Source organism: Rhodospirillaceae bacterium (assembly GCA_002746255.1).
In the GTDB taxonomy this organism is placed as follows: domain Bacteria; phylum Pseudomonadota; class Alphaproteobacteria.
The window spans coordinates 40,257-66,705 of record NVWO01000005.1 but is presented as its reverse complement, the minus strand read 5'-3'; the positions used below and the strand labels follow the sequence as shown (position 1 = coordinate 66,705).

General features: G+C 58.5%; 19 protein-coding genes and 1 pseudogene. 7 read left to right on the top strand and 13 right to left on the bottom strand.

All coding sequences use genetic code 11. The annotated features are described in order from the left end of the window. Positions 1-25 precede the first annotated feature (25 nt). Together COA65_04710 and COA65_04705 are read right to left on the bottom strand one after the other, a co-directional pair. Positions 26-289 (bottom strand): hypothetical protein, encoded by a 264-nt coding sequence (locus COA65_04710; GenBank protein PCJ60133.1) that lies wholly within the window; start codon positions 287-289, stop codon positions 26-28. Positions 290-308: 19 nt separating this feature from the next. Beyond that, positions 309-959: an RNA polymerase subunit sigma-24 gene (locus COA65_04705; protein ID PCJ60132.1), complete on the bottom strand. Its 651-nt coding sequence runs from the start codon at positions 957-959 to the stop codon at positions 309-311. A gap of 457 nt (positions 960-1,416) precedes the next feature. On the opposite strand from COA65_04705, the gene COA65_04700 reads away from it, so the two are divergent. Then, positions 1,417-2,139, top strand: a complete 723-nt coding sequence (locus tag COA65_04700) for a hypothetical protein (protein PCJ60131.1) — start codon at positions 1,417-1,419, stop codon at positions 2,137-2,139. 18 nt (positions 2,140-2,157) lie between these two features. On the opposite strand, the gene COA65_04695 is transcribed toward COA65_04700, so the two are convergent. From COA65_04695 to COA65_04675, 5 genes are all read right to left on the bottom strand, one after another. After that, the gene (locus COA65_04695; GenBank protein ID PCJ60130.1) at positions 2,158-2,529 is read right to left on the bottom strand and encodes a hypothetical protein; all 372 of its coding nucleotides are present in this window, start codon (positions 2,527-2,529) and stop codon (positions 2,158-2,160) included. Further along, a complete protein-coding gene (locus tag COA65_04690) occupies positions 2,526-4,250 on the bottom strand; it encodes a hypothetical protein (protein ID PCJ60129.1) in 1,725 nt (574 codons plus the stop codon). The genes COA65_04695 and COA65_04690 overlap by 4 nt, the downstream gene beginning before the upstream one ends. Positions 4,251-4,352: 102 nt before the next feature. Further along, positions 4,353-5,015: a hypothetical protein gene (locus COA65_04685; protein ID PCJ60128.1), complete on the bottom strand. Its 663-nt coding sequence runs from the start codon at positions 5,013-5,015 to the stop codon at positions 4,353-4,355. Then, complete coding sequence (locus COA65_04680) at positions 4,766-6,028, bottom strand: sodium:proton exchanger (GenBank protein PCJ60127.1); 1,263 nt, start codon at positions 6,026-6,028, stop codon at positions 4,766-4,768. The genes COA65_04685 and COA65_04680 overlap by 250 nt, the downstream gene beginning before the upstream one ends. A 24-nt stretch (positions 6,029-6,052) precedes the next feature. Beyond that, positions 6,053-6,694 carry a toluene tolerance protein gene (locus tag COA65_04675; GenBank protein ID PCJ60126.1) on the bottom strand — a complete coding sequence of 214 codons (642 nt, stop codon included), beginning with the start codon at positions 6,692-6,694 and terminating at the stop codon, positions 6,053-6,055. Positions 6,695-7,031: 337 nt separating this feature from the next. Here COA65_04675 and COA65_04670 point away from each other — a divergent pair, with 337 nt between their 5' ends. Genes COA65_04670 through COA65_04645 form a run of 6 tightly spaced genes read left to right on the top strand, consistent with a single transcriptional unit; the run spans position 7,032 to position 17,533 of the window. After that, positions 7,032-8,006, top strand: coding sequence for an ArsR family transcriptional regulator (locus COA65_04670; GenBank protein PCJ60187.1), 975 nt, complete (start codon positions 7,032-7,034; stop codon positions 8,004-8,006). Next, positions 8,003-8,923, top strand: coding sequence for a methylenetetrahydrofolate reductase [NAD(P)H] (locus COA65_04665; protein ID PCJ60125.1), 921 nt, complete (start codon positions 8,003-8,005; stop codon positions 8,921-8,923). The genes COA65_04670 and COA65_04665 overlap by 4 nt, the downstream gene beginning before the upstream one ends. After that, the gene (locus COA65_04660; protein PCJ60124.1) at positions 8,920-12,621 is read left to right on the top strand and encodes a methionine synthase; all 3,702 of its coding nucleotides are present in this window, start codon (positions 8,920-8,922) and stop codon (positions 12,619-12,621) included. Before COA65_04665 ends, COA65_04660 begins: the two co-directional genes overlap by 4 nt. 34 nt (positions 12,622-12,655) lie before the next feature. Continuing rightward, positions 12,656-13,168, top strand: a complete 513-nt coding sequence (locus tag COA65_04655) for a thioesterase (GenBank protein PCJ60123.1) — start codon at positions 12,656-12,658, stop codon at positions 13,166-13,168. A 50-nt stretch (positions 13,169-13,218) separates the two neighbouring features. Next, positions 13,219-15,480 carry a DNA helicase II gene (locus COA65_04650; GenBank protein PCJ60122.1) on the top strand — a complete coding sequence of 754 codons (2,262 nt, stop codon included), beginning with the start codon at positions 13,219-13,221 and terminating at the stop codon, positions 15,478-15,480. A 49-nt stretch (positions 15,481-15,529) separates the two neighbouring features. Then, a complete protein-coding gene (locus COA65_04645) occupies positions 15,530-17,533 on the top strand; it encodes an X-Pro aminopeptidase (protein ID PCJ60186.1) in 2,004 nt (667 codons plus the stop codon). On the opposite strand, the gene COA65_04640 is transcribed toward COA65_04645, so the two are convergent. The 6 genes and pseudogenes from COA65_04640 to ftsA all read right to left on the bottom strand — a co-directional run bounded on the left by COA65_04640 (position 17,530) and on the right by ftsA (position 26,443). Then, positions 17,530-19,635: a DNA ligase (NAD(+)) LigA gene (locus COA65_04640; GenBank protein ID PCJ60121.1), complete on the bottom strand. Its 2,106-nt coding sequence runs from the start codon at positions 19,633-19,635 to the stop codon at positions 17,530-17,532. The two genes, COA65_04645 and COA65_04640, sit on opposite strands and share 4 nt — an antisense overlap. Next, positions 19,632-21,335 (bottom strand): DNA repair protein RecN, encoded by a 1,704-nt coding sequence (gene recN, locus COA65_04635; GenBank protein PCJ60120.1) that lies wholly within the window; start codon positions 21,333-21,335, stop codon positions 19,632-19,634. The genes COA65_04640 and recN overlap by 4 nt, the downstream gene beginning before the upstream one ends. Before the next feature lie 15 nt (positions 21,336-21,350). Beyond that, a complete protein-coding gene (locus COA65_04630; GenBank protein PCJ60185.1) occupies positions 21,351-22,208 on the bottom strand; it encodes an outer membrane protein assembly factor BamD in 858 nt (285 codons plus the stop codon). A 178-nt stretch (positions 22,209-22,386) separates the two neighbouring features. Next, positions 22,387-23,316 carry a UDP-3-O-[3-hydroxymyristoyl] N-acetylglucosamine deacetylase gene (locus COA65_04625; protein PCJ60119.1) on the bottom strand — a complete coding sequence of 310 codons (930 nt, stop codon included), beginning with the start codon at positions 23,314-23,316 and terminating at the stop codon, positions 22,387-22,389. A 168-nt stretch (positions 23,317-23,484) separates the two neighbouring features. Next, positions 23,485-25,098 (bottom strand): annotated as a pseudogene (locus COA65_04620) (cell division protein FtsZ). Between the two features lie 94 nt (positions 25,099-25,192). Next, entirely contained in the window at positions 25,193-26,443 is a 1,251-nt protein-coding gene (ftsA, locus tag COA65_04615) for a cell division protein FtsA (protein PCJ60118.1), read from the bottom strand. Positions 26,444-26,449 lie beyond the last annotated feature (6 nt).

Here is a 26,449-nt window from a genome sequence, read left to right as displayed (position 1 = left end):
TTGCATCGTCAGGCATGCGCGCCGGTCAGGCCTTGTTCTTGCGGCTGGCCAGAATTGCGCGCTTCAGTTCCTGCGGCATTTCCGACCGTTCGGCGGTTTCCGAATAGGCGTTTTTGCTTGACGCGATCAGCTCTCGATAGCTGCAAAGATAGGTGCGGCATTTCGAGCACAGGCCAAGATGTAGGAAAAAAATCAGGCGCCGATAGATCGGTAAATTGCCCTCAATATAATCGACAATGAACGCGTCCAACTCTTGGCAGGTTGGTGTCAATTGCATTGTTTCATCCATGTATAAATTTGCATGTTCGTTATATGCCTTTCCGGCCGGGTGCGCTATTCGTAGCGAGCTGTTTTTCGACCCGTATTTTCAGCGCTGCCCGGGCCCGGTGAAGGCGTGTTTTTGTGGAACTTAAGGAAAGCCCCAAAAGGGTTGCCGTTTCGCCTGTGTCATATTCTTCGATGTCGCGCAGCAGGATAATGTTACGGAAATTCGTTGGCAACGCGGCGATTTCCTGGCGGATCATGGCCTGGATTTCCAGGCTTTCCAGGTGGCCTTCCATTACCGTGACAAGTTCTGGTGCCATCGTTTTGCGACTGCCCTGCGCATCGAATTCGCAGAGATGGTCCTCAAGCGGCGTTTCCTTGCGTCGCTTGCGCTGGCGGATTTTCATCAGCGCGGCATTGACCACGATCCGGTGCAACCAGGAGCCGAGCGAGGCCCGTTCCTCGAACGTATCGATCTTGCGAAACGCTTGTAGAAAGGCTTCCTGAACGCAGTCCTGAGCGTCATCTTCGTTTTGCATGATCCGCCGGGCGACGGCCAGCATCCGCCCGCCATAGCAATTGAGAAGTTCGCCATAGCTGCCAGGGTCTTCCGCGCGCAGGCCCTGGATCAGGCGACGTTCCTCCGGCGAAGGCGACCGGGCTGCTCGGTGGTGGCGAGAAGGGGTGCCGCTCATGGGCGACAATCTATCCCAGACCCCGGTACCATTGAAGCGGATCCTTGACCCTGTCCCCGGAACGTGGCTCCCAAATGTGTCTTTGTAACTTTTGGGGTGGGCGTGGCATCAAAGGAATGTGTGCCTCTCAAGCCCACATCTTGTCCCGGGGGGCCGGGCATTTGCAACCAAGTCCCCCAGCCTGTGTCTTCCGGGACAAGAAACAATTTCCGTGATGCGGTTCCTCAAGCTGCGTCGCGGAAAGGTCGGTTGGCGTTCCCTCCGGCCTGTCTGCCCGGTCTGTGAGATGGGAGAGGAAATCGCCAAGGGCAATGCATGCCGGGTGGTTACGTAAACAAGGCAAGTTTCTATAGCCAAGGTTCTGGCGATTTTCACATTGGGCGGCTCTGTAAAGAGCCGCCCTCTTCCTTTGTCCCTTTCCATTTGCGTCTTGCGTGCGACTTGATATGTTCCGGGCATGGCAAAGTCGAAAAAACTCCTGCCCGAGAATTTCCAGCATGTTTACGACCGGTTTCAGGCGTCGATTTCGCGGTACGACTGCGGTAAGAAATGTGCGCCGTTGAATGGCGGCTCCCCGGTCTGCTGTTCGACGGATGCGGCCGTGCCGATTGCGCATAAATCGGAATGGAAGCTGTTAAAGTCGCGAACCGATTTGTGGCACCGCTTTAAACCTTACGACGCCGTCACGCGTGACATCGTTGCGGACGCGTCGGATGAATGCACGGCGATTGAATGCAAAGGTGCGCGTTTTTGCGAGCGCGACAACCGCACAATCGCCTGCCGCGCCTTCCCGTTTTATCCCTACATTACGCGGGAAGGGGACTTTATCGGCCTTGCCTGTTTCTGGGAATTCGAGGACCGTTGCTGGGTGATTTCGAATTTTTCGACAGTCAACCGCAGTTTCGTTCGGGAATTTGTTGCGGCCCATGAATATCTTTTCGAACAGGACCCGCAGGAAAAGGAATATGCCAGCAATCAGTCGCTTTCTGCCAGGCGCGTTTTTTCACGCTGGAAACGCGTTATTCCGCTGATCGGCCGGGACGGGGGCTATCTGAAGGAATTGCCCCATGGCGGCGGGATCGTCAAAGCCAGGCTTTCCGAATTTCCGGCGCATGGGCCCTATGTCTCGGATCGGGCGTATCGCCGGGCGGTGAAAGAGGCGGAAGACGCCGCCGGTTAGATCGGCGGCCATTTGGGACTAATTCAACAATTTCTGTTCGACGAATCGCTTTAAGGCACGAAGCGGAATCGGCTTGTCTAGGATGCCGAAAACCTTGAGACCGGCGTTGTTGGCGTCTCTTACGCAATCGGCATGGCCGGACATGAGGATGATGGAAGGACTTGGGCGCAGCTTTTTGATCAGCCGGGCGACTTCGATCCCGTCCAGACCCGGCATCTTGATGTCGAGAAGAACAAGATCCGGGTGATGTTTCTTAATGCAGTGGATGGCGCTGTAACCGTTTTTCTCCTGCAGGCAATCGACGTTCAGTGTTGAGAGAAATTCCGTTAGCTCTTTTAACTGAAGCGGGTCATCGTCGACGATAAGAATCGATTTGCGATTTGCCATCATGAAGCTGTCTTTTCTTTCTTTGTCCGATTGTTTGGGTATTTGCCAGCTTTCGAATCTGGCGTGCGGGGAAGTCTAACCTCAAAACATGCGCCCGTTGCGGTGTTTGTGACGGCAATCTGTCCACCCATCGCCTCGACGATGCCCTGGGTGATGGAGAGGCCCAGGCCGGTCCCCTTGCCGACCGACTTCGTCGTAAAAAATGGATCAAAGATCCGGTTGAGGTCTTCGGCTGCGATGCCGGGGCCATTGTCGGAAACCCGGATGCGTACCTGATCCTGGCCGTCGGCGCGGATTTCGACATCGATCCGGCCTTCTTTGGGGGCTGGCGTTTGCTCGCGGCCTTTCTCAATAGCGTCCCGCGCATTGTTCAGAAGGTTCAAAAGCACCAGTTCAACCTGGTTTGGGTGTCCCATCACAAGGAAGGGGCCGTGCGAAGGCTGGACATGAAGCTGGATGTTGTCGATACGAAGCTGATCCTGGACCAGCTGCACGGACCGGTTTGCGGCGATTTCCAGATCAAAGCTTTCCAACCTCTTTTCGTCGAGGCGGCTGAAGGCCCGAAGATGGTTGATAATATTTCCCATCTTCTCGACCTGTTGCGCAATAAGCGCAAGTTTTTCTTCCGTATATTTTTTGCTTGGTTCGTCGGCCTGTTTTCGTATGCGTGCATTTTCGGCCGCCATGCCGATCACGTTCAGAGGCTGGTTCAATTCATGGGCGATACCGGCCGCCATCTGCCCAAGGGTGGCAAGTTTCGACGCCTGAAGCAGCTGAATCTGCACGGCCTTTTGTTCGGTGATGTCGCGCAGGATGGCAATGTGCATGTTTTTTCCGGCATAGGTCATGTTGCTTGTCGCGACATCGGCCAGAAAGGTGCTGCCGTCCTTTCGTTTTGCAACCAGCTCACGGGGCGTGGCGGCCGTTCCCCATTGCCACGCTTCGTCCGGATTTTTCTGCTCGGACGCGGCATCGATGTTGTATTCGGCTGGGAGGAGGTCCCCGAAGAATTTTTTCCCGGCACATTCCTTTTCCGCATAGCCGAACATATTGGTCATCGCTGAATTGACGGACAGGATACGCCCGGATGTGCCGATGGTGACGATGCCGTCGCGCACATTCGCCATGATGGCGTGAAGGTGCTGTTGCAGCGAGATGGTTTTGGCGAAGGTTTTGCTGATGCGCAGGCTTGCGAGGAAAATCACGATGCAGTAGATGGCAACCAGCGCCGCCATCGTCAGATGTGTAGGTGTATCGGTCAGAAAAAGGCGAACGCCGATCGGCGGGAAGCTGGTCAGGAAGAACGCGAGGAACGTTGGCAAATGCAGGCCGGAAACCGCCAGCGATCCGGTCGCCATGCCGCCGATGACGAAGATAAGAAAGGTTTGCAGATAGGGGTTGTCAGGAACGAAAAGAAACACACCCGCAAGGCCCCACAGGGCACCCGCAGCGCCGGCACCAATCGTTAAGCAATGTGCCCATAGGCGAACATTCGTGGCATCGATCTGGATTTTGTGAAAGCGGACCCATAGGCCGATACGGAATATCGAGACGAACAGGATTCCGGTAAGCCAGAGCGTAAGAATCGGACTCGCGATGGCACCTGAGAGGGCGATGACGACGGCGATGGCGGCTGCAAAATTCGCCCCCACCGCAACCGGAACGTTGCGATAGGCAAGGGGAATGAGTGTGGTGAGAATGGAATCGGAACGAATTTCTAGCATGGTCCCCCACGTTTCAGGTATCAGGCTATCCTAACATAACCGCCTTGGCCTGGAACGCGCATTCCAATGCGCGAAACGCGAAAAACGCCTGGGTGACGAAGCTTAGGCCGAGCGTTCCGCGCCGCCGTGAAGCTGGGCCTGGAGGGCTTTCTGCTGGGAGATATCACGCACAACGGCGATCCGGGTTTCTTCGCCGCGATACATCATTTTACTCATGACCAGATCGACATGAAACATCGATCCGTCCTTCCGTCTTGCAATATTCTCCCGGGTCAAAATGGCATCGTTCTGGCCCGCGCCATAGGTGGGGACGTCTTCCTGCGCATAGCTTGTCGGGATAAGCGTTTCAAAGAAGGACTTGCCGACGCATGCCTCTGCCTTGCGATCAAACATCTGTTCGATGGCCGGATTGACAGATGTGATGAGCCCGGTCTCGTCGATCGTCACGATGCCGTCGAACACATGATCCAGCGTGAGGCGCAATCGCTCCCGCTCTTCATGGAGGGCCTGTTCGGCTAATGCTTTGAGCGTAGGTTCGACGATGGCTGCAGGATCCAGCGAAGCAGGATTGGCACCAGCAACGTCGTGATGATTGCCGTGAGCACAAGTGCTGAAAAAAGATTGGCGAGGATCGGGTGGTCGCCATTTGCGACGCTGAAGACGCCCGCCTTCAACGCGATGCTGGCGACGATAAGATCGACGCCGCCGCGCCCGCTTAATCCAACGCCGACAGCCAAGGCATGGCGTTTGCTTAAACCCACCCAATAGGCCGGCAGGCCGCCCCCGATCAACTTTCCGAAAAAGGCGATGAGCACGAGCCCGAACAGGAAGCCGGGAATGGTTGCAACCGACGACAAATCCAGCTGGCAGCCGATATAGGCAAAGAAAATGGGGGCAAAGAATCCGCTGGTCACGTTGCCGATCAATGCCTTGTTGTGTGTGTAGGTTTCTTTGCCAACCCGCCGGCTTTCGAAAAAAAGCCCCGCCATGAAGGCGCCAAGCATGAAATGCACGCCAAGAAGTTCGGCCAGCAGGCTAAAGGCAAGACCGAAGGCTAACAGCACGCTTAATCGGATGCCTGGAATGGCCAGCTTCGCCACCTGCCGCCAGACCCAGGGATAGCCATAATAACCGACGACGCCGGTTGCTAAAAAGAAGAGGCCGACCTTGAGGCCGATAAGGAGAATGGCGTCCAGACCGGGAAGATGCCCGAGGCTTATCATGCTCGTCACGACGGCGAGAAGGATAAGCCCCAGAACGTCGTCGAAAATGGCTGCGGTCACGACGATTTCGCCGATTGGTTGATGGAGCAGCTTAAACTCGATGAAAATGCGGGCGGCCACTGCGATTGCGGAAATGGAAAGGGCCACGCCGATGACAAGCGCCTGTGTCTGCTTCCAGGGCGATTCCGGCAACAGCATGAAGGCAAAGGCAAAGCCAAGGAGAAGGGGAAGCGCCATGCCCCCAATCGCCACGGCAATGGATTCCTTCGTGTGGCTGGACATTTCCTTCGGCTGCATTTCGATGCCCGTATGAAGCAGCAGAAAGAAAATACCGACTTCGCTGGCGATGGTAATCGCCGGTCCGTGGGTCAGGTCCAGAAGGATCGGGAAATCTTTTGAGAGGGGGGCAATCAGAAAGGCGACGGCAACGCCGCCTAAAATTTCACCGACGGAAGAAGGCTGTCCGAAGCGTTGCGCGAGGCGGCCAAAAACACGGGCCGCCACAAGAAGGAGGAATAGATGGATCGCATATTCCAACGCTTCCCTCGCCTGGATCGAGTGGGCGTTTTGCCAACCCCGTCAGGAGCCGGTCGAAACGTCCCGGTTCACGCCTTCGGTCTTTGTGCGAAGCAGTTCAATCAGCCCATCAACACCGCTGCCGGCGCGCTGAATGACGGCGGCAAACTCGTTGCGATGGGTAAGCGACATGCTCAACCCTTCGATGACGACGTCAATGACTTTCATGTGATCGTTTGGCTGGCGTACCCGCCAGTCAATGCGCACGGGCGAGGCTTTTTTCCGCACAATGCGGGTATAGACGATGGTGTCTTTGTTTCCATCCGCCCGAACCTCGTTTACCTCGAAGGCCTCGCCACCATAGTCTTTAAAGCGCCCGGAATAGGAAAGGACGATGTAGTCTTCCAGCAGGGTCTGAAATTCTACCTGCTGGGCATCCGTCGCCTGCTTCCAATAGCGTCCGAGGACAAAACGGGCGATGATCGGCAAGTCGAAATTTTTCCGAAACAACACGCGGAAGCGTGCCTGTCGCACAGCATCCTCCAGCGTCGGCTCCGTCAGGGAATCGAGGGTGCTCGTTGCAAGGGCGTTGATAAAGTCCGACGTCTTCTCTTCATCCGCTGCCATGGCAGGCTTGTTGGCGGCGATCAGAAAGACAAACAAAAGGGAAAATAAGCTAAGACGAAAAAGACGGTTTGAGAGCATCGCTTGCGGCGCGGTTTTGGCGCCCCCTTCTGGGATTTGGTTGCACTGTCTCGATGTTGGCGGCAAAGATTACGCACTGCCGTATAGAAATCAACCAACTTTTCCTTACCAGTTCCTTACCAGTTCCTTACCAGTTCCCCGATCGGTTCTGGATTGTAGGGGTGACGCGGCTAAACATTTCTTAAACAGGCTGCGTTCTATAAGAGGGGTCTTTTTTTTATAAAAGTCACCCCAGCAGGTTTTTCTTGATAAAGGTATAAAGATATATTTATATACCTTGCTTGCCGTTGCCTTGCAAGGCATTGGCCGAAGGGAAACCATGGAAAATCCTGCCAAAATGGAAAGCCTTGCCCGGTTGCTTGGGGGCTTGCGTGCCGTGGCGGAGCCGACGCGGCTTCGCCTGCTGGCCCTTTGTGCCGCTGGCGAATGGGCGGTTAGCGAGCTCACCCAGATTCTGGGTCAGAGCCAGCCTCGAGTTTCACGCCATCTGCGCCTGCTGTCCGATGCCGGACTGCTCGCGCGTTTTCGCGAGGGAAGCTGGACCTTCTATCGGCTGGCGCCGAAAGGCGCGCTGGCGGATCTGGCGGCGCATATCGTGGCGCTGTTGCCCGACGACGCGGAACTGCAACGCGACCGCGACCGCTCGCTGGATGTGAAATGCGCGCGCGCGAAACTTGCCGCCGATTATTTCCGGCGCAATGCTGGCCAGTGGGAAACGCTTCGCTCGCTGCATGTGCCGGAAGCGCGGGTTGAGGAGGCGATGCTGGAGCTTTGCCGGAGCGTTCCGGTGGCCCATCGGCGCAATCTTCTCGATATTGGCACTGGCACCGGGCGCATCCTTGAAGTTTTTGCGCCCTATGTTGAAAGCGCGCTTGGCATTGATCTATCCTGTGAAATGCTGGCCATTGCCCGGGCCAATCTTGAGAGGGCCGGGCTTTCCCATTGTCAAATTCGCCAGGCGGATATGTACCAGTTGCCATTACCGGATAAATCCTATGACCTTGTGACCGTGCACCAGGTTCTCCATTACGCGGACCGTCCGGCAGATGTGATCCGCGAGGCAGCGAGGGTGTTGCGGCCGGAGGGCCGGTTAATCATCGTTGATTTCATGCCCCATGGCCTGGAAAAATTGCGCGACGCCCATGCCCATCGCCGCCTGGGATTTCCGGACGCGGAAATAAAAAAATGGTGCGCGGCGGCCGGCCTGAAGCCGGGGCGCAGGCGAAGTTTGCCGGGCGACCCGCTTACGGTTGCCATTTGGAATGCCGTCGCTCCGGCGGATACGGCTATCAAACATGGGAGGGCGGCATGACGATCCATGGAAGTCCGTCGGGACCGCTTCCCTTCGTGCCGACCCGTCATCCGGCACCGCAACTTTCCTTCGAGTTTTTTCCGCCCAACACCGAGACAATGACGGCCCGACTCTGGGAAACCGTGTTGCGGCTGGCACCGCTGCATCCGCGTTTTGTCTCGGTGACCTATGGCGCCGGCGGCAGCACCCGGCAGCGCACCCATGAAACCGTCACCCGCATTCAGCGCGAAACGGATTTGGAACCGGCGGCCCATCTCACCTGCATTGACGCAACGCGGGAAGAAGTCGATGCGGTGGCACGGGATTATTGGGCGGCTGGCATTCGCCATATCGTCGCTCTGCGCGGCGATCCGCCCGAAGGGGCGCCGCGCTATGTTCCCCACGCCGGGGGCTATGCCTATGCCGCCGATCTGGTCGATGGTCTAAAGCGCATCGCGGATTTTGAAATTTCCGTTGCCGCCTACCCGGAAACCCACCCGGAAGCGAAAAGCGAACAGGCGGATCTGGACAATCTGAAACGAAAAATCGATGCGGGCGCGTCGCGTGCCATCACGCAATATTTTTTCGATGTCGATGTCTATTTCCGGTTTCTCGATCGGGTGCGTGACGCGGGTATTACGGTCCCCATCGTGCCCGGCATCATGCCGGTTTCGAACTTCGCTCAGATTGTCCGTTTCAGCGCCATGTGTGGCACGACGGTTCCATCCTGGCTTTGCGAGCTGTTCGAGGGGCTGGAGAACGATCCTGAAACGCGCAAACTGGTTGGTGCGACGGTCGCGGCCGAACAATGCCGGCTTTTGCAGGCGCAAGGCATCGACGCGTTTCATTTTTACACCCTGAACCGGGCCGATTTGACGTACGCGATCAGCCACGTCCTTGGCGCACGGCCATCGCCCCAGGCGGAGAAAACCCCATGACCAACCCTTCCAGGGACCGCACGGATGAACTGACCCATCTGCTGCACCAACGCATCCTCCTGCTTGACGGGGCGATGGGGACGATGATCCAGGGCTATGATCTGGACGAGGCCGGCTATCGGGGTGAGCGTTTTTGCGATTCCAAAATCGACCTCAAAGGCAACAACGATTTGTTGAGCCTGACCCAGCCGGCCATTTTAAGTGAAATTCACCGCGCCTATCTGGAAGCTGGCGCCGATTTGATTGAAACGAACAGTTTTAATTCAACGGCGATTGCCCAGGCCGATTACGGGCTGGAATCCGTTGTTTACGAGTTGAACCGCGAAGGTGCGGCCATTGCGCGTGAGGCGGCGGCGGCGATGACGGCGAAGACACCGGAAAAGCCGCGCTTTGTGGCTGGCGTTCTCGGCCCGACGAACCGCACGGCGTCGATGTCGCCAAAGGTGGACGATCCCGGCTTTCGCAACGTCACCTTTGATGAATTGGTGGCGGCCTATGACGAAGCGGCCAGGGGCCTGATCGACGGTGGCGCCGATTTGCTTTTGATCGAAACGGTGTTCGATACCCTGAACGCAAAGGCGGCGATCTTTGCCGTGCTGCGGCGTTTTGCGGCGCAAGGGTTTCGCCTGCCGGTGATGATTTCCGGCACGATTACGGATGCCTCGGGCCGCACCCTTTCCGGCCAGACGCCGGAGGCCTTCTGGAATGCCGTCGCCCATGCCGACCCGCTGGCCATCGGGTTTAATTGTGCACTTGGGGCAAAGGAATTGCGTCCCCATATTCAGGAAATCGCCCGCCTTGCCGGCACCTATGTCAGCGCGCATCCAAATGCGGGCCTTCCCAATGCGTTTGGGGGCTACGATGCGACGCCGGACGAGATGGCCGGCCAGTTGCAGGAATTTGCCGAAAGCGGCCTGGTGAACCTCATTGGCGGTTGCTGTGGAACGACGCCCGACCACATTGCCGCCATGGCGGCGGCGGTCGCCGATGTCGCGCCCCGAAAAATCCCCGACATTGAAAAGCGCTGCCGCCTAAGCGGGCTGGAGCCGCTGACCCTTGGCCCGGTCACGGGCTTCGTCAACGTTGGTGAGCGGACAAATGTTGCTGGTTCGGCGCGTTTTGCGTCGCTTATTCGCGACGAAGATTACAACACCGCCCTTGACGTTGCGCGCGGCCAGGTGGTGAACGGCGCGCAAATCATCGATGTCAACATGGACGACCCCATGCTGGAGGCGGAAACGGCCATGGGGGCCTTTCTGCGCATGGTGGCGGCGGAACCGGACATCGCGCGTGTGCCGGTCATGGTCGATTCCTCGAAATGGTCCGTGATTGAGGCTGGCCTCAAATCCATTCAGGGCAAGGGGATCGTCAATTCGATCAGCCTGAAGGAAGGCGAGGCGGCCTTTGTCGAAATTGCGCGCGCGATCCGGTGCTATGGCGCGGCTGTGATTGTCATGGCGTTTGATGAAAAGGGCCAGGCGGACAGCCAGGCGCGCATGGTCGAAATTTGCACGCGTTCTTACCGCGTCCTGACCGAACAGGTGGGGTTCCCGGCCGAAGACATTATCTTCGATGCAAATATCTTTCCCATTGGCACGGGGATCGACGTCCATCGCAATTTTGCCTGCGATTACATCGGTGCCATCGCCGAGATCAAGGCGACGCTGCCCCACGCGCTGACAAGCGGCGGCGTCAGCAATGTCTCGTTCTCGTTTCGCGGCAACAACGGTGTGCGCGAGGCGATGCACGCGATTTTTCTCTACCACGCTGTCAAGGCCGGCATGGACATGGGGATCGTGAATGCGGGGCAGTTGGTTGTTTATGAGGGGATTGCGCCGGATTTGCGCGAACGCCTTGAGGATCTCATCTTGAACCGGCGGGCGGATGCGACGGAACGCCTTCTTGAAATCGCCGGCTCGGTCAAGGGCGCAGCGCGGGAAAACAAGGAAGACCTTTCCTGGCGGGACGCGCCGGTTGACGCGCGTCTGGCCCACGCCCTGGTCAAGGGCCTGACGGATTACATCGTCGCCGATGCGGAAGAGTCTCGCCTTTTGAAAGCGCACCCCATTGAGGTGATTGAGGGACCGTTAATGGACGGCATGAACATCGTCGGCGATCTTTTCGGTTCCGGAAAAATGTTCCTGCCCCAGGTTGTAAAAAGCGCCCGCGTCATGAAGCAGGCGGTTGCCCATCTGCTCCCCTTCATCGAAGCGGAAGGCGGCGATGGTGTGGCGAAGAAAGGAAAGATCCTGCTTGCAACCGTCAAGGGGGACGTCCACGACATTGGAAAAAACATCGTCGGTGTTGTCCTGCAATGCAACAATTTCGAAGTGCTGGACCTTGGCGTGATGGTCCCTTACGCAAAAATTCTAGAGGCGGCAAAAAAAGAAAAGGTCGATATTATTGGCCTAAGCGGGCTGATCACGCCTTCCCTGGAAGAAATGACGATCAACGCCACGGAAATGGAGCGGCAAGGCGTCACCGTGCCGTTGCTGATCGGTGGTGCGACCACATCAAAGGTTCATACGGCGGTGAAGATTGCGCCCAGCTATCGCGCTGCGCCAACGGTCCATGTGCTCGACGCATCGCGCGCCGTTGGCGTCGTCAGCCGCCTGATGAGCGCGACCAGGCGGGACGCTTTTGTGGCTGAGATCAAGACGGAGTACGACACCCTGCGCGCCCGTCACCAGGCGAAAGGCGAACGCGGCACGGGCTTGCGTCTCGACGAGGCTCGCAAGGCAAAATTTCAGATCGATTGGCCAAAAACAACGCCGCCGCGTCCCGCTTTTCTGGGTTTGAAAACCCTGGATGCTTATCCGCTGGCCGAGTTGGTTCCGCGCATCGACTGGACGCCGTTTTTCCGCACCTGGGAGCTTGCAGGCACCTATCCCGCTATTCTCAAGGATGAAAAAGTGGGCGCGGTGGCGCGTGACTTGTTCAAGGATGCGAACGCGATGCTGGACCGCATCGTTGCTGAAAACTGGCTGACGGCAAAAGGCGTCTTCGGGTTCTTTCCGGCGAACGCTGTCCACGACGATGACGTTGAAATTTATAAAGACGACACGCGAAAGGAAATGCGCACGACCTTTCATTTTCTGCGTCAGCAGATGGCGAAATCGAAAGGAAGGGCGAATTTCAGCCTGGCGGATTTTGTTGCCCCAAAGGAAAGCGGCGTTGCCGATTATCTCGGTGTTTTTGCGGTGACGGCGGGGGTCGGGATTGAAAAAAGGCTCAGCCAGTTTGCCGGCGAACTGGACGATTTCAACGGCATCCTTTTGCGCGCCCTGGCCGACCGTCTGGCCGAAGCCTTTGCCGAACGTCTGCATGAACGCGTGCGCAAGGAATTCTGGGCCTATGCGCCGGACGAAGACCTGGACAATCGCGGGCTGATTGGTGAGGGCTATCAGGGCATTCGCCCGGCGCCGGGTTATCCGGCCTGTCCGGACCACAGCGAAAAAGAAGCGCTTTTCGACCTGCTGGAGGCAACGCCACGCGCCGGCATTCAGCTGACGGACGGCTACGCCATGCTGCCGGCGGCTTCGGTTTCGGGCTTTTACTTTTCCCATGAAGACGCCCAATATTTCGGCATTGGGCGTGTTGGGCGCGATCAGGTTAAAGATTATGCCAGACGCAAGGGGGTCACGGTTGAACAGGCCGAATTCACCCTTGCGCAAAACCTGTCCTATGAGCGCAAGTAATTTGCATCCGCCGGCAACGTAAAAAGGGAATTCCATGAGTAACGCGACGAGCGACGAGACGATTCAAGCGCCATTTTGTGACTTTCACAGCAAGGTCGCGGAAAGCTGGCTTGATTTTAACGGCCATATGAACGTTGCTTATTACACACGCGCCTTTGACGATGCGACGGATCTCTGGTGGACCCGCATCGGGGTCGGGCCGGAATATGTGAAGGCTCACAAGCGTTCCGTCTTTGCGGTCGAATCCCATGTCGTTTACAAGCGCGAACTTCGCCTGAGCGACCCCATCCATGTCACCGTCCGGCTTCTCGGTTATGACGAAAAACGCATCCATCTTTTCTTTGAACTTCACAAATCCGATCCGGAATATCTTTCGGCAACTCAGGAATTGATGGCCGTTCATGTCGATATGACAAAACGAGCCGCCGTACCGTTCCCGGAAGACGTGCTTGGGCGCCTCGAAAAAATTCTTCAGGCCCATTCAAAATTGCCGGTCCCTGATGCCGTAGGTCGCCACATCGCGCTGAAAAGAAAGCGTACTTCCTGAGGGGGTGCCAGGATGACGTTACCAGACGGCAGAATGGGGTATAAGAAGGCATGACAGAACTGGACATGGCAGAAACAATCCCCATTCCGTCGCCGGCTGGTTTGGACGCGCCCTATCTGGCTGGTTTGAACCCGGAACAGCGTCAGGCGGTGGAAGCCCTTGACGGCCCCCTGCTTGTGCTGGCCGGGGCGGGCACGGGAAAGACGCGCGTGCTAACGGCGCGCATTGCGCATCTTCTGATGACCCACAAGGCTATTCCGGGCCAGGTTCTGGCCGTGACCTTTACGAACAAGGCGGCGCGCGAGATGAAGGCGCGCGTGAGCACGCTTATCGGCCCCGTTGCCGAAGGGCTTATGCTTGGGACGTTCCATGCAATCTGCGCCCGGATTCTGCGGCGGCATGCCGAGCTTCTCGGCCTGAAATCAAGCTTTACGATTTTAGACATGGACGACCAGCTGCGCCTCTTGAAGCAGGTGTTGTCGGCGGCCAATCTGGATGAAAAACGCTGGCCGGCGCGGGTGCTTTCCAATGTGATCCAGCGCTGGAAGGATCGCGGCCTGACGCCGGACAAAGTGCCTGCTGCCAACGCGTCCGATTTTGCCGATGGCAAGGGAATTCAGCTTTACGCCCATTATCAGGAGCGGCTAAAGGCGCTGAACGCCGTCGATTTCGGCGATTTGATTCTCCACTGCCTCACCCTTTTCACGGGCCATGAAGACGTGCTTGCGACCTGGCAGCAACGCTTCAAATACCTGCTTGTCGATGAGTATCAGGATTCGAACGTCGCGCAATATCTGTGGCTTCGGCTGCTTGCGAAGGAGAACCAGAACATTTGCGTCGTCGGCGATGACGATCAGTCGATCTATGGCTGGCGGGGGGCGGAAGTCGACAACATCCTCCGTTTCGAAAAAGATTTTCCTGGTGCGAAGGTCGTGCGACTTGAACGCAACTACCGGTCAACCCACCATATTCTGGGTGCGGCTTCCGGCCTTATCGCCAAAAACACGGGCCGCCTCGGCAAAGAGCTTTGGACGGAGGATAAAGAGGGCGAGCGCCCGGTCGTGCGCGGCGTCTGGGATGGCGAGGCAGAGGCGCGCCTTGTCGGCGACGACGTTGAAAATTTGCATCGAAAGGGAAATTCCCTGAACGAAATGGCCATTTTGGTGCGCGCCGGATTTCAAACCCGTGAATTTGAGGAACGGTTTCTTACCCTTGGCGTGCCCTATCGCGTCGTCGGTGGCCTGCGTTTTTACGAACGTCAGGAAATTCGCGACGCGATCGCCTATTTCCGTGTGCTGGTTCAGCCCGAAGACGACCTCGCTTTCGAGCGCATCGTCAACACGCCCAAGCGCGGCATCGGGGCGGCGACGTTGCAGGCGGTGCATCAATTGGGGCGCGCGGCATCGGTGTCCCTTGCCATTGCGGCCTCCCGGCTGGTCACGACGGACGAACTGAAACCACGGGCCAGGGCAACCCTGGCCGGGCTTCTGGAAGATTTCAGCCGTTGGCGCGGGCTTCTCGATGGGATGGCGGCTGGCGAATTGGCGGCACTTATTCTGGACGAATCCGGCTATACGGAAATGTGGCAGAAGGACAAATCGCCGGATGCGCCGGGCCGTCTTGAAAATCTGAAAGAACTGGTGGCGGCGCTGGAAGAATTCGAAGACCTGCCCGGCTTTCTCGAACATGTCAGCCTGGTCATGGACAAGGAAGCGGGCGGCGAGGGCAGCGAAATGGTCAGCCTGATGACGTTGCACAGCGCCAAGGGGCTTGAATTCGATACCGTCTTCCTGCCCGGTTGGGAGGATGGGGTGTTTCCCCATGTGCGCGCCCTTGATGAAGGGGGCAAGAACGGCCTTGAGGAAGAACGCCGCCTGGCCTATGTCGGCCTGACGCGAGCGCGCAAGCGCATCTATCTGTCTTATGCCGCGAACCGTCGCATCTACAATCAGTGGCAAAGCAGCGTGCCCTCGCGTTTTCTAGACGAACTGCCGGGCGAACATGTCGAGGTGGATCGCGAGACGGGCATTTACAGCGGCGCGGGTGGCGGCGGTGCGCGCGGGCTTCGCGAAGCAAAATCCGGCTATCACTGGAAGGGCAAGGGTGGTCATCGCGCGGACCGCAATCGCGTGGTGGAAGGAAAAAGCCGCGAGCTTGCCAGTGAGGCATCGGCTTTTGCTGTTGGCGCGCGCGTCTTTCATCAAAAATTTGGCTATGGGCTTGTGCGCGCGGCGGAATCCGACCGGCTGGATGTTTTCTTCGACAAGGCCGGACGAAAAAAGGTCATGGCAAGTTTCGTAACGGCGGCCTAAGCGTTCCGGCGTTGGCACCAGGGCTAAGAGTTTGAAAAAAGCGGAAAAAATGGCAGGCGTAGACCCGCTGACGCCTTTGCTTGAAAAGGCGGGGCTGCGCGCATCCACGGCGGAAATCCGCGATCTTGTGGCCGGGGTGGCGGCGGCGCCTCGTGGGATCGATGCAACCGCCTGGCTTGCCTTGCTGCCTTCGCCGCCGCCGCCAGATTTACGCGCCGCCCTGCTTTCTATGGAAACGGAAACGCGCACCAGTTTCGCACGGGAAGAATCAACACCAGTGACATCCGGTCGCCTCGATGCGTTGCGGGCGGAACTTGCGCGCCAGAAACTGGACGGCTTTCTCGTGCCAATGGAGGATGAATATCAGGGCGAAACCATTCCCCGTGCGGCTGCCCGCCTTCCCTGGCTCACCGGCTTTACAGGGTCTGCCGGTTTCGCCGTTGTTTTGCCTGCGAAGGCGGCAATCTTTGTTGATGGGCGCTACACGCTGCAGGTCCGCGAACAGGTCGATCCGGATTGCTTCACGCCTCTTCATTTAATCGAAAATCCACCTGGGAAATGGTTGCAGGCGGCGCTTGAACCCGGCATGAAAATCGGTTTTGACCCCTGGTTGCTGACGGCATCCGGTCTAAAGCCCTTTTCAAAGGCCTGCGCGGTGGCGAAGGCGACGCTTGTTGCCTGCGAAGAAAATCCGGTGGATTGCATCTGGGCAGACCGGCCGCCGCCACCACTTTCGCCGGTCCGGGCCCATGATTTGCGTTTTTCCGGTCGTGAAAGTACGGCGAAGCGCGTGGAAATCGCGGCTTCCCTTGGGGACGCAGACGCAGCCTTTCTGTCGCAACCGGCAACGATCGCCTGGCTGTTAAACGTGCGCGGTGGCGATGTGGCGCACACGCCGCTGCCGCTTTCCTTCGCGATCCTTTACCGCGATGGCAGCCTCGACTGGTTCCTTGATCGAAGAAAGCTTTCCTCGAACCTGCGCGCCCATCTTGGACCGGACGTTTGCGTGAAGCCAAGGCGCGATTTGGCGGATGTGCTGGCAAAGCTTGGCCGGGAAAAGCGCACCATCCTTTGCCATCCGCGCAGCACGCCCGTTTGGGTCGATGCCCGTCTGCGCCAGGCGGGGGCGTCTGTCCGCGAAGGGCTGGACCCGTGCGCCCTTGGCAAGGCGTGCAAAAATGCCGTCGAACTTGAAGGCGCACGCGCGGCCCACATTCGCGATGGGGTCGCAATGGTTCGTTTTCTAAGCTTCCTTGCCGAAGAAGGGCCGAAGGGTCGCTTGACGGAAATTTCCGCCGCCGATGCCCTTGAAGAATTTCGCCGCCACGGCGAATATTTTCAGGATTTAAGCTTTCCGACCATTTCCGGGGGCGGCGACCATGGCGCCATCGTGCATTATCAGGTCAGCCCGGAAACGGATCGCAACCTTGCGCCGGGCATGCTCTATCTGGTTGATTCCGGCGCGCAATATCTTGACGGCACGACGGATGTAACGCGCACCCTTGCCATTGGTATCCCAAATGACGAACAGCGCGACCGTTTCACGCGTGTGCTCAAGGGCCATATCGCCCTGGCCCAGGCGCGGTTTCCGGAAGGGACGACGGGTTCGCAATTGGACGCGCTGGCTCGCGGCCCCTTGTGGCAAATTGGTCTGGATTATGATCACGGCACCGGCCACGGGGTGGGAAGCTATCTTGGCGTTCATGAAGGCCCCCAGGGAATTTCAAAACGGCCCAATGCCGTGGGCTTGCGTCCCGGCATGATCCTTTCGAACGAACCCGGCTATTACAAGGCGGGGGCCTATGGCATTCGCATCGAAAATCTGCTTGTGGTTGTGGTGGCCGGGGTGGGTCTTGCCGGCGATGGGACGGCTCTGGAATTTGAAACCCTGACGCTGGCCCCGATGGATCGTTCTTTGATTGACGCGGCGCTTCTGAACCCGGCGGAAACGGCCTGGCTCGACGCTTACCATGCGCGCGTGTTTAAAACCTTGTCGCCGCTTCTGGGTACGTCCGAACGCGATTGGTTGAAGGCGGCAACCCAGCCGATTTAAGGGGCTTCCTGCCCGGCCAGTTTCCGCCACGCCGCTTCGTCCAGAATTTTTACCCCAAGGGCCTCTGCTTTCTTCAGCTTGGACCCGGCGGCGGCCCCGGCGACAACAAAATCCGTCTTGGTCGAAACGGTGCCGGCAACTTTTGCGCCCAGCGCCTCAGCGCGTGCCTTTGCTTCGGCGCGTGTCATTTTTTCAAGATTGCCGGTAAAGACGATCGTCTTGCCGGTAATTTCAGACAAAGCTGTTGGTGCCACAAAGTCGCTGACGCGCAATTCCATGGCTAAGGCGTCCAGCATGGCGGCATTTCGCGGCTCAGCGAAGAATCTCAAGACATCGTCGGCAACGCCCGGGCCAACGCCGTCGATGTCGCGAAGGGCTTGATAGGCAGCGCTTTCGCGGTTTTCTGCTGTTGCCATTGCCGCCCGCCAGTTTGAAAGGCTTTCATAATTTTTGGCCAGCAGACGCGCCGTGGCGACACCGACCCGGCGGATGCCAAGGGCGTAGATGAACCGCTCGAGCGTGATTTCCCGTCTGGCGGCGATGGCTTTAAAAAGATTTTTCGCGCTCAAATCCCCCCAGCCTTCGCAATCCGCAAGGGGCGCTTTCTGTTTGGAATCCATCGCTTTAAGGCGGAAAACATCGGCAGGGTCTTTGATGCGGCCTTCTTTCCAGAAGGCGGCCACCTGTGTTTTCCCCAGCCCTTCGATGTCAAAGGCGTTGCGCGAAACGAAATGGCGCAGCCGTTCCACGGCCTGGGCCGGGCAGATCATCCCGCCGGTGCAGCGCCAGATGATTTCGCCTTCCCCGCGAATGGCAAGGCTGCCGCAGTCCGGGCATTTTTTGGGAAAATCAAATGGCGTCGTGCCGTCCGGGCGTTTTTCCTTGATGGCGCGAACGATTTGCGGAATGACATCGCCGGCACGCTGGATGACGACGCGGTCATGGACGCGCAAATCCTTGCGCGCGATTTCGTCGGCGTTGTGAAGGGTCGCCCGGCTGACGACGACGCCGCCAACGGTAATTGGTTCCAGTACGGCAACGGGGGTCAGCGCGCCGGTGCGGCCCACCTGAATCTGGATATCACGCAGGATGGTTTCGGCCTGTTCGGCTGGAAATTTACGCGCAATGGCCCAGCGTGGCGCGCGGCTGACACTGCCCAGTCGTTCCTGCCAGTCCAGCCGGTTGATTTTCAGAACGATGCCGTCGATGTCGTAAGGAAGGTCGGGGCGGGTCGCTTGAATTTTTTCGTAGAAGGCATCGGTTGCGCCGTCGTTTTTGCAAAGCATGGCTTCAGAATTTACGGGAAAGCCGAATTGTTTCAGCCGCATCATTGCTTCCCGCTGGGTTTTGCCAAGGGGTGCGTTGGTCTGGCCCCAGCCATAGGCGAAGAAGCGCAGTTTGCGCGTTGCCGTGATTGAAGAATCCAGCTGGCGCAGCGAGCCTGCGGCGGCGTTGCGCGGATTGGCGAAGGGAGCTTCCCCTGCCTTCTTGCGGGCCGCGTTCAGTTTTAGAAAATCCTCGCGCGCCATATAAACCTCGCCCCGGACCTCCAACATGGCGGGGATATTTTTTCCCTCAAGCGTCTTTGGAATGTCGGCAATCTGGCGCAGGTTTTTAGTGATGTCCTCGCCGGTGGTGCCGTCGCCGCGCGTCGCGCCCAGAGAAAGCGTGCCATTCTTGTAGTGAAGCGCCGCCGAAAGGCCGTCGATTTTTGGATCGGCAGTGGCCTCGATGACGGTGCCGGCGGCAAGCCCCAGAAACCGCCGGACGCTGTCGAAGAACGCGGTGATGTCTTCTGTGTCAAAGGCATTTTCAAGGGACAGCATCGGGATTGAATGGGAAACTTTGCCAAAGCCTTCCGCCGCCGTCACGCCAACGCGCTTTGACGGGCTGTCGGTGCGGACAAGGCCGGGGAATTCTTTTTCAATCGCCGCGTTGCGCTGGCGAAGGGCGTCATATTCGGCGTCGGCGACAAGCGGCGCGTCGCGCCCGTGATAGGCTTCGTCATGGGATGCAATTTCACGCGCCAGCCAGGCCAGTTCTGCTGCCGCTTCTGCTTCGCTTAGCGCGTCCACCGGTTTTTCAGACGCGTGTCGCTTCATGGCTTTTGTGCCCGAAGCAGTTGATCGGCGGCGGCGCGGGCTTCGTCCGTTACCTCGGCACCGGCCAGCATGCGGGCGATTTCCTCGCGGCGGCCTTTTTTGGAAAGTTTCTCGGCGTTCGTCACGCTGCCCGCTTTGGTAGTCGATTTGTGTACGCGCCAGTGATGCGCGCCGATGGCCGCCACCTGGGGGGAATGGGTAATGACAAGAATTTGCAGGCCGTTTCCCAGCCGCGCCAGCCTTTCGCCGACCGCCGTGGCGACGGCACCGCCGATGCCGCTGTCGACTTCATCAAAAATCAGGGACGGCACCGGGTTTGCGTGTGACAGCACGACTTTCAGGGCCAGCATCAGCCGGGCCAGTTCGCCGCCCGAGGCGACTTTTGCAAGCGGCCGCAAGGGGGTGCCGGGATTCATCGCGCCTTCAAAGACGATGCGATCCATGCCCTGTTCCGTAAAGCGCGCCTCTTCCAGAGGCATAAGCGTGGTTCGGAAGATGGCCTTTTCAAGCTTGATGGGGGCGAGTTCCTTGCCGATTGCCTGGTCCAGACGCTTTGCTGCGTGGCTGCGGGCCTTGCGAAGCTCGCTGGCCGTTTGCAGATAGGCTTCGCGCGCTTTGGCAACCCGAATTTCATATTGACGCAAACTCTCCGTCGCCACTTCAAGGGCCTGAAGGGTGGCTTTAAACTCGTCGTAAAGGCGGGGCAGGGCATCCACCTCGACGCCATGTTTGCGCGCGGCGGCACGCAAGGCAAACAGGCGTTCTTCGGCCTCATCGAGACGCCCCGGGTCGGCCTCCATCGCGTCGCCAAGCTGGGCGATGGCATTTTCGGCTTCCATGATTTCGAGGGCGGCGCTGGCAAGGCTTTCCAGAATGGGGTCGAAATTTCCTTTGGCATTTTCCGCCTGCCGCTCCAGACTTTTCCGGGCAAGGCCGATGGCGTCTTCGACGCTTTTCTCAGCGCCCAGCGCCGTCTTTGCCTGTTGCAGGGCTTCGGCCAATTGCTCGCCGTGACGAAGCCATTCGCGCGTTTCGCTGAGGGTCTTTTCCTCGCCCTGTTGTGGGGCCAGGCTCGATAACTCGTCGGCGTATTGGCGCAAATTTTCTTCCTGTGCGGTGGCGGCCTGACGTGTCCTTTGCGCTTCGGCCAGGTCGTCTTCCGCCTGTTTCCAGGCGTTGAAGGCGGCGGCGGTTTTGTGCTGCAGGGCGTCGTAATCGCCAAATAAATCCAGCGCTTTGCGATGGGTTGCGGGGTTAAGAAGGCCCCGGTTTTCGAACTGTCCCTGAATTTCAACCAGGCTGGCACCAAGCGTTTGCAGGGTGGAAACGCTGACCGGGGTGTCGTTGATAAAGGCGCGGCTTTTGCCGTCGGCTGAAAACACACGCCGTAGAATCAACTGGCGGCTCTCATTGGCAAGGCAGGCTTCGGCAAGGCCGGCTTCGGCAAGGAGGGTGCGTGTCGGGTTCGCCTGGGTTGCGTCGTCCGGGGGCAGAAGAAATTCTGCCGCGACGCTTCCCTGTTTGGTGCCGGGGCGAAGCAACGTTGGCGAGGCGCGTTCCCCAAGGGAAAGCCCGATTGCGCCCAGCAGGATGGATTTTCCGGCACCGGTCTCGCCGGTAAAAACGCAAAGGCCTTTATGAAGGGAAAGGTCCAGCCGATCGATTAAAACGAAGTTCCGGATGGAAAGGCCGGTAAGCATAAGCGCTCAGGCGCCCTATTTGCCGGGTTCATCTGGAGAAGGGTTTGCCGCCAACACGGGGCGAAGCCGCTTCTTCGCAAACAGGTCGTAGCTGTCCTGGTACCACGGGCTGCCTGGGAAATTATAGCCAAGCACGGCGGCGGATTTGCGGGCCTCCGAGATGAGCCCAAGGGCAATATAGGATTCGGTCAGCCGGTGCAGCGCTTCGGCCACCTGGGTGGTGTTTTGGTAGCGTTCGACGACGCCCCGAAAGCGTTTGATGGCGGCAAGGTAGTTGCCGCGTTGTTGATAATAGCGACCAACTTCCATCTCCTTGCCGGCAAGATGGTTGTGGGTAAAGTCCAGTTTCAGGCGCGCGTTGCGGGCATATTTGCTTTCTGGAAAACGGCGAATAAGTGTCCCAAGCGCCCTGGCGGCCTCTTCGGTCATTTTTTGATCGCGCCGCACATCGGAAATCTGTTCGTAATAGCTGAGCGCCTTCAGGTAATACGCATAAGGCGTATCCTGGTGGCCGGGATGCAGGTGGATGAACCGGTCGAGGCCCGCGATCGCCTCGTCGTAATCGTTGCGCAGATAATAGCTGTAGGCGGACATCAACTGGGCTTTTGTGGCCCAGATCGAGTAGGGATGCTGACGTTCGACCGCGTCAAAATTTTCGACGGCACCTTTAACGTTCCCTTCGAGAAGGGTGTCCATCGCCAGGTTGTAGAGTTCCGAGGCCGGCCGGTCGGTAAAAAGGGTGTCTTCTTCGTCGATATAGGTGCCCGTGTCCTCGTTGTCGGAGGCACAGGCGGCCAGCGTGAAAACGACGGCGAACGCCATCAAAAACCGCCGGAAGAATGAAAATCGTCTTGGCATCATTGAGAATGGCATCATCGGGGGTGTCATCAAGCTCCTGAGGGTTGCATGACGACCAGCCATCCCTCCCTCGTTGCCCCGCAATATATCATGTCGAGGGTCTTTTCCCAGTGGTTTGAGGCCAGGGCTGGGTCCGGTTTCGGAAGGGTCAGGTTTTGAGAAAGGTTTTGGTCCCCGGCCTGGGGCTTGGGGGTCAGGCTTCGGCAGCGCTCAACGGTGGCGAGGCCCATGCGGCAACTTTGTGGGAGGGTGCTTCCGCTGGGACGCGGCGGAAGGCGTCCTTTTCGGCGAAAAGTTTGCGCAGCAACTGGTTGTTCAGGGTGTGGCCGGAATAGATGCCGCGGTAAAGGCCCGAGATCGGCCCGCCGGCCAGGTAAAGGTCACCGATGCAATCCAGGGCTTTGTGACGGACGAATTCGTCCTCGTAGCGCAAGCCTTCTTCGTTCAGCACCCGGTCGCCGTTCATGCTGACGACGACGGCGTTCTTCAGTGAGCCGCCAAGCGCCAGACCTGCCGCCCGTAATTTGATGACGTCGTTCTCAAAGCCAAAGGTTCGCGCCCGGCTGATGTCCGTTTTGAAGGTGCCGTTGACCAGATGGAAAAGGCAGCTTTGCCGGGAGATGGCCTCGCTTTTGAAGTTAATTTCGCATTCGACGGTGAAACCCGGGGACGGTAGCAGCGCGGCACTGCGCTTGCCGTCCTGGATTACAACCGGTCGCGTGATTTCAAGCGTCGTCCGCCCAATGGCCTGTTCCTCGATGCCGGCGCATTCGATAAGAAACACGAAGGGCGCCGCGCTGCCGTCCATCACCGGCACTTCCGGGCCTGAGAGGTCGATGATTGCGTTGTCGATGTCACAGCCGCGAAGGGCGGCCATCAGATGTTCAATGGTGGCGACCCGAACGCCTTCCGCATTGCCAATGGTTGTGCCCATGAAGGTATCGATGACGCAATCCCAGCGCGCCGGCAACTCGGCACCGGCACCGGCAATGTCCGTGCGTCGAAAGAGAATGCCCGTGTCCGGCGCAGCGGGGTGCATCGTCATGGCGATGTGAACACCGCTGTGGAGACCCGTTCCGGAACAGGAAATTTTGCTACGCAGGGTTTTTTGGAAGACGGTCATTCGTGTGAAGCCATTGTTGCAAGAGGTGCTGCTGTAAAAGATGTCCCAGGAAAGGCCCTGGATTGCAGGGTATTAACCAAAATCTGAATGCTCCAGAGGGTGTACCAATAACCCCCCGGGCATTCAAATCACGTTTTGTTACAAAATGTTACGAGAAATAGTCGATTCCTAATTCGCTTGCCGTCTCAAGAAGGCGGGGATTTCGAGAAGATCCTCTTCCTCATGTTCGGGTGTTGCCGATGTGCTGACGGTGGGMATGGACGCCTGACCCGATGGYGTCCATYCGGCCTGCGNCMTGNCGSYNGGKGCSSKKKCCGKSAYKKYTGTTGCGCTTTCCGGCATTTCTTCCGGGCTCGCCATGACCGGTGCCGGGGCAGGTGGTGGTGTCATGATGGTCGCTGCCGGGGCAGGTGGTGGTGTTGCCGCTGGTGCCGTTGCCGGAATCGCGACCTTTTCATGGTTGCGGGCCGCGCGACCGGTTCCCAGCATCCGTTCAAACAGGCTTGGGCGATGGCCTGTGGTTGCTTTGCGGCCACCGTTTGTCATTGCTGCCGCTGCGAAGGGGTCCGCCTCGCCGGTTGCGGGGGTTTTTGGCTGCGATTCCATTGGCCGTGGGGCGATGAAGGGCTCGTCCATTGCCGCGCCCGGTTCCGCCGGCTCTGCCATCTCCATTTTTGCCTCGGCCTGGGTTGCTTCGGCCTGGGCCGGTTCGGCCGGAATTGGTTTGGCCTGTGCCGTTGCGCCTTCTTCTATTACAATCGGCTGGCCGTGATCGGCGACGAGGCTGATCCGCTTTGGCTTCGGTGCGGCGGCCGCATCCAGGTCGATGCCGGTTGCCACGACGGAAACCCGCATGCGGCCTTCAAGGGCCGTTTCGAAGGTGGAACCGAAGATGATGTTCGCTTCCGGGTCCACTTCCTCGCGGATCCGGTTCGCGGCTTCGTCTACTTCAAACAGTGTCATGTCGAGGCCGCCGGTGATGTTGATCAACACGCCGCGAGCCCCCTTCATCGTCACGTCGTCAAGCAGCGGATTGGCGATGGCGGCTTCGGCGGCTTTCATGCCCCGTTGGTCGCCTTCGGCCTCGCCGGTACCCATCATTGCCTTGCCCATTTCGCTCATCACGGTGCGAATGTCGGCAAAATCCAGATTGATCAGGCCGGGCATGACCATAAGGTCGGTTACGCCGCGCACACCGGATTGCAAAACGTCATCCGCCATCCGGAAGGCGTCGGCGAAGGTCGTCGATTCATTCGCGATCCGGAAAAGGTTCTGGTTGGGGATGACAATCAGGGTGTCGACATATTGTTGCAGATCCGTCATGCCCATTTCGGCGATCCGCATCCGCTGGGTGCCTTCAAAGGCGAAAGGCTTGGTAACGACGCCAAGGGTGAGAATTCCCTTCTCGCGGGCGGCGCGCGCAATCACCGGTGCGGCGCCGGTTCCGGTGCCGCCGCCAAGACCGGCGGTGATGAACACCATGTTGCTGCCTTCCAGGTGGTCGAGAATCTCCTGAAGCCCCTCTTCTGCGGCGGCGCGCCCAATCTCGGGACGCGAGCCGGCGCCGAGGCCCCGGGTTATGCCAACACCCATTTGAATTTTCCGCGATGCTTTTGAATGCGCAAGCGCCTGGGCGTCGGTGTTCACGACCAGGAATTCGACACCCTCCAGATTGGCATCGATCATGTTGTTCACCGCGTTGCCACCGGCGCCACCGACACCAATCACGGTAATTTTTGGTTTCAGGTCATAGTTTTCAGGCGTTGTCAGGTTAATCGTCATGATTGCCTCCAAGGTGATCCGTTTTCGTTAATTTTTCGGCCCCTGCCGATGGTTCTTGATTGGTTGGTCGGGTTTTTCAACTGCTTGTCTCCGATTAAAAATTCTCACGTAGCCATTGGCCGATACGGCCTGTGCGGCCGCTTGGCCGCGATTGGGAAAAAATAATTTTGCCCGATGGGTCGGGGGTGTCGCGAAGGGCGTAGCCAAGCAAGCCTGCGCATGTGGCGAAAGCGGGGCCGCCAGTCGCTTCGGCAAGACCGCGAATGCGGATCGGTCGGCCCAGGCGCACCTGTTTGCCAAGGATGTCGGCAGCCAGTTCGCGGGTTCCCTGAAGCTGGCTGGCGCCGCCGGTCAGGACGACGCGTCGGCCGGCAAGACGGTCAAAGCCGCTTGTTTCAAGGCGGTTGCGGACCATCTCGAAGATTTCCTCCATGCGGGGTTTGATGATCCCCGTCAGCATGGAGCGCGGCACGTGATTGGCCCGGGCGCGTTCGTCTTCGCCGACAGAAGGCACGTCGATTAGTTCGCGGTCGTCCGTCTGGGATGTCAGCGCGCTGCCATACAGCGTTTTCATGCGTTCGGCGTGGGTGATCGGTGTGGAAAGTCCGCGCGCGATGTCATTCGTTACATGCTGGCCGCCGATCGGGATGCTGTTCGTGTAATAGACGTTGCCTTCCATAAACACGGCGATCGAGGTGGTGCCGCCGCCGATATCGATCAGCGTCGCCCCAAGCTGCATTTCGTCATCGACAAGGGACGCAAGGCCGGCGGCAAAGGCCGATTCGACAATGACGCGCACATCAAGATGGCAGCGTTCGATGCAGACAGAAAGGTTGCGCACGGCGCTTTCCATGGCGGTAATCAGATTGATTTTTACGCCGAGACGGTGGCCGAACATCCCGCGTGGGTCGTCGATGCCATTGCTGCCATCAATGCGATAGCCGGTCGGGATGGTATGAAGAAGCGCGCGTTCTTCCGGAAGGTCGTTGGGGAACCCTTCCGCGATTGCCCGGTGGATGTCGTTGTCGCCGATGGCGTCCCGGCTCAAGGGAACCTCAACATCGACAAGTTTTGACCCCGGCGCGCCACCGGAAAGGTTGACGATGACCTCGCGGATGGTTTCCCCCGTCATCGTCTCTGCCGAAGTGATGGCGGCAAGGATGGCCTGTTCGGCGGCTTCCATGTTGACGATGACGCCGGCGCGCAGCCCTTTTGACCGCTGATGGCCGATGCCGGTCACGTTCAGGGTGCCATCGTCTTTGTGCTCGGCGATAAAACAGCAGATCTTCGTCGTGCCGATATCCAGCGCTGCGATCAGACCGTTTCGTGTTTTTGCGAGTGTCATGGCATT

Bases quoted from the DNA above. Each gene is read 5' to 3' on its own strand.
- COA65_04645 (PCJ60186.1), top strand. From the start codon at position 15,530: ATGGCAGGCGTAGACCCGCTGACGCCTTTGCTTGAAAAGGCGGGGCTG.
- COA65_04690 (PCJ60129.1), bottom strand. From the start codon at position 4,250: ATGCTAGAAATTCGTTCCGATTCCATTCTCACCACACTCATTCCCCTT.
- COA65_04625 (PCJ60119.1), bottom strand. From the start codon at position 23,316: ATGACCGTCTTCCAAAAAACCCTGCGTAGCAAAATTTCCTGTTCCGGA.
- ftsA (PCJ60118.1), bottom strand. From the start codon at position 26,443: ATGACACTCGCAAAAACACGAAACGGTCTGATCGCAGCGCTGGATATC.
- COA65_04660 (PCJ60124.1), top strand. From the start codon at position 8,920: ATGACCAACCCTTCCAGGGACCGCACGGATGAACTGACCCATCTGCTG.
- COA65_04630 (PCJ60185.1), bottom strand. From the start codon at position 22,208: ATGCCATTCTCAATGATGCCAAGACGATTTTCATTCTTCCGGCGGTTT.
- COA65_04665 (PCJ60125.1), top strand. From the start codon at position 8,003: ATGACGATCCATGGAAGTCCGTCGGGACCGCTTCCCTTCGTGCCGACC.
- COA65_04640 (PCJ60121.1), bottom strand. From the start codon at position 19,635: ATGAAGCGACACGCGTCTGAAAAACCGGTGGACGCGCTAAGCGAAGCA.
- COA65_04700 (PCJ60131.1), top strand. From the start codon at position 1,417: ATGGCAAAGTCGAAAAAACTCCTGCCCGAGAATTTCCAGCATGTTTAC.
- recN (PCJ60120.1), bottom strand. From the start codon at position 21,335: ATGCTTACCGGCCTTTCCATCCGGAACTTCGTTTTAATCGATCGGCTG.
- COA65_04675 (PCJ60126.1), bottom strand. From the start codon at position 6,694: ATGCTCTCAAACCGTCTTTTTCGTCTTAGCTTATTTTCCCTTTTGTTT.
- COA65_04670 (PCJ60187.1), top strand. From the start codon at position 7,032: ATGGAAAGCCTTGCCCGGTTGCTTGGGGGCTTGCGTGCCGTGGCGGAG.
- COA65_04710 (PCJ60133.1), bottom strand. From the start codon at position 289: ATGGATGAAACAATGCAATTGACACCAACCTGCCAAGAGTTGGACGCG.
- COA65_04655 (PCJ60123.1), top strand. From the start codon at position 12,656: ATGAGTAACGCGACGAGCGACGAGACGATTCAAGCGCCATTTTGTGAC.
- COA65_04695 (PCJ60130.1), bottom strand. From the start codon at position 2,529: ATGATGGCAAATCGCAAATCGATTCTTATCGTCGACGATGACCCGCTT.
- COA65_04705 (PCJ60132.1), bottom strand. From the start codon at position 959: ATGAGCGGCACCCCTTCTCGCCACCACCGAGCAGCCCGGTCGCCTTCG.
- COA65_04650 (PCJ60122.1), top strand. From the start codon at position 13,219: ATGACAGAACTGGACATGGCAGAAACAATCCCCATTCCGTCGCCGGCT.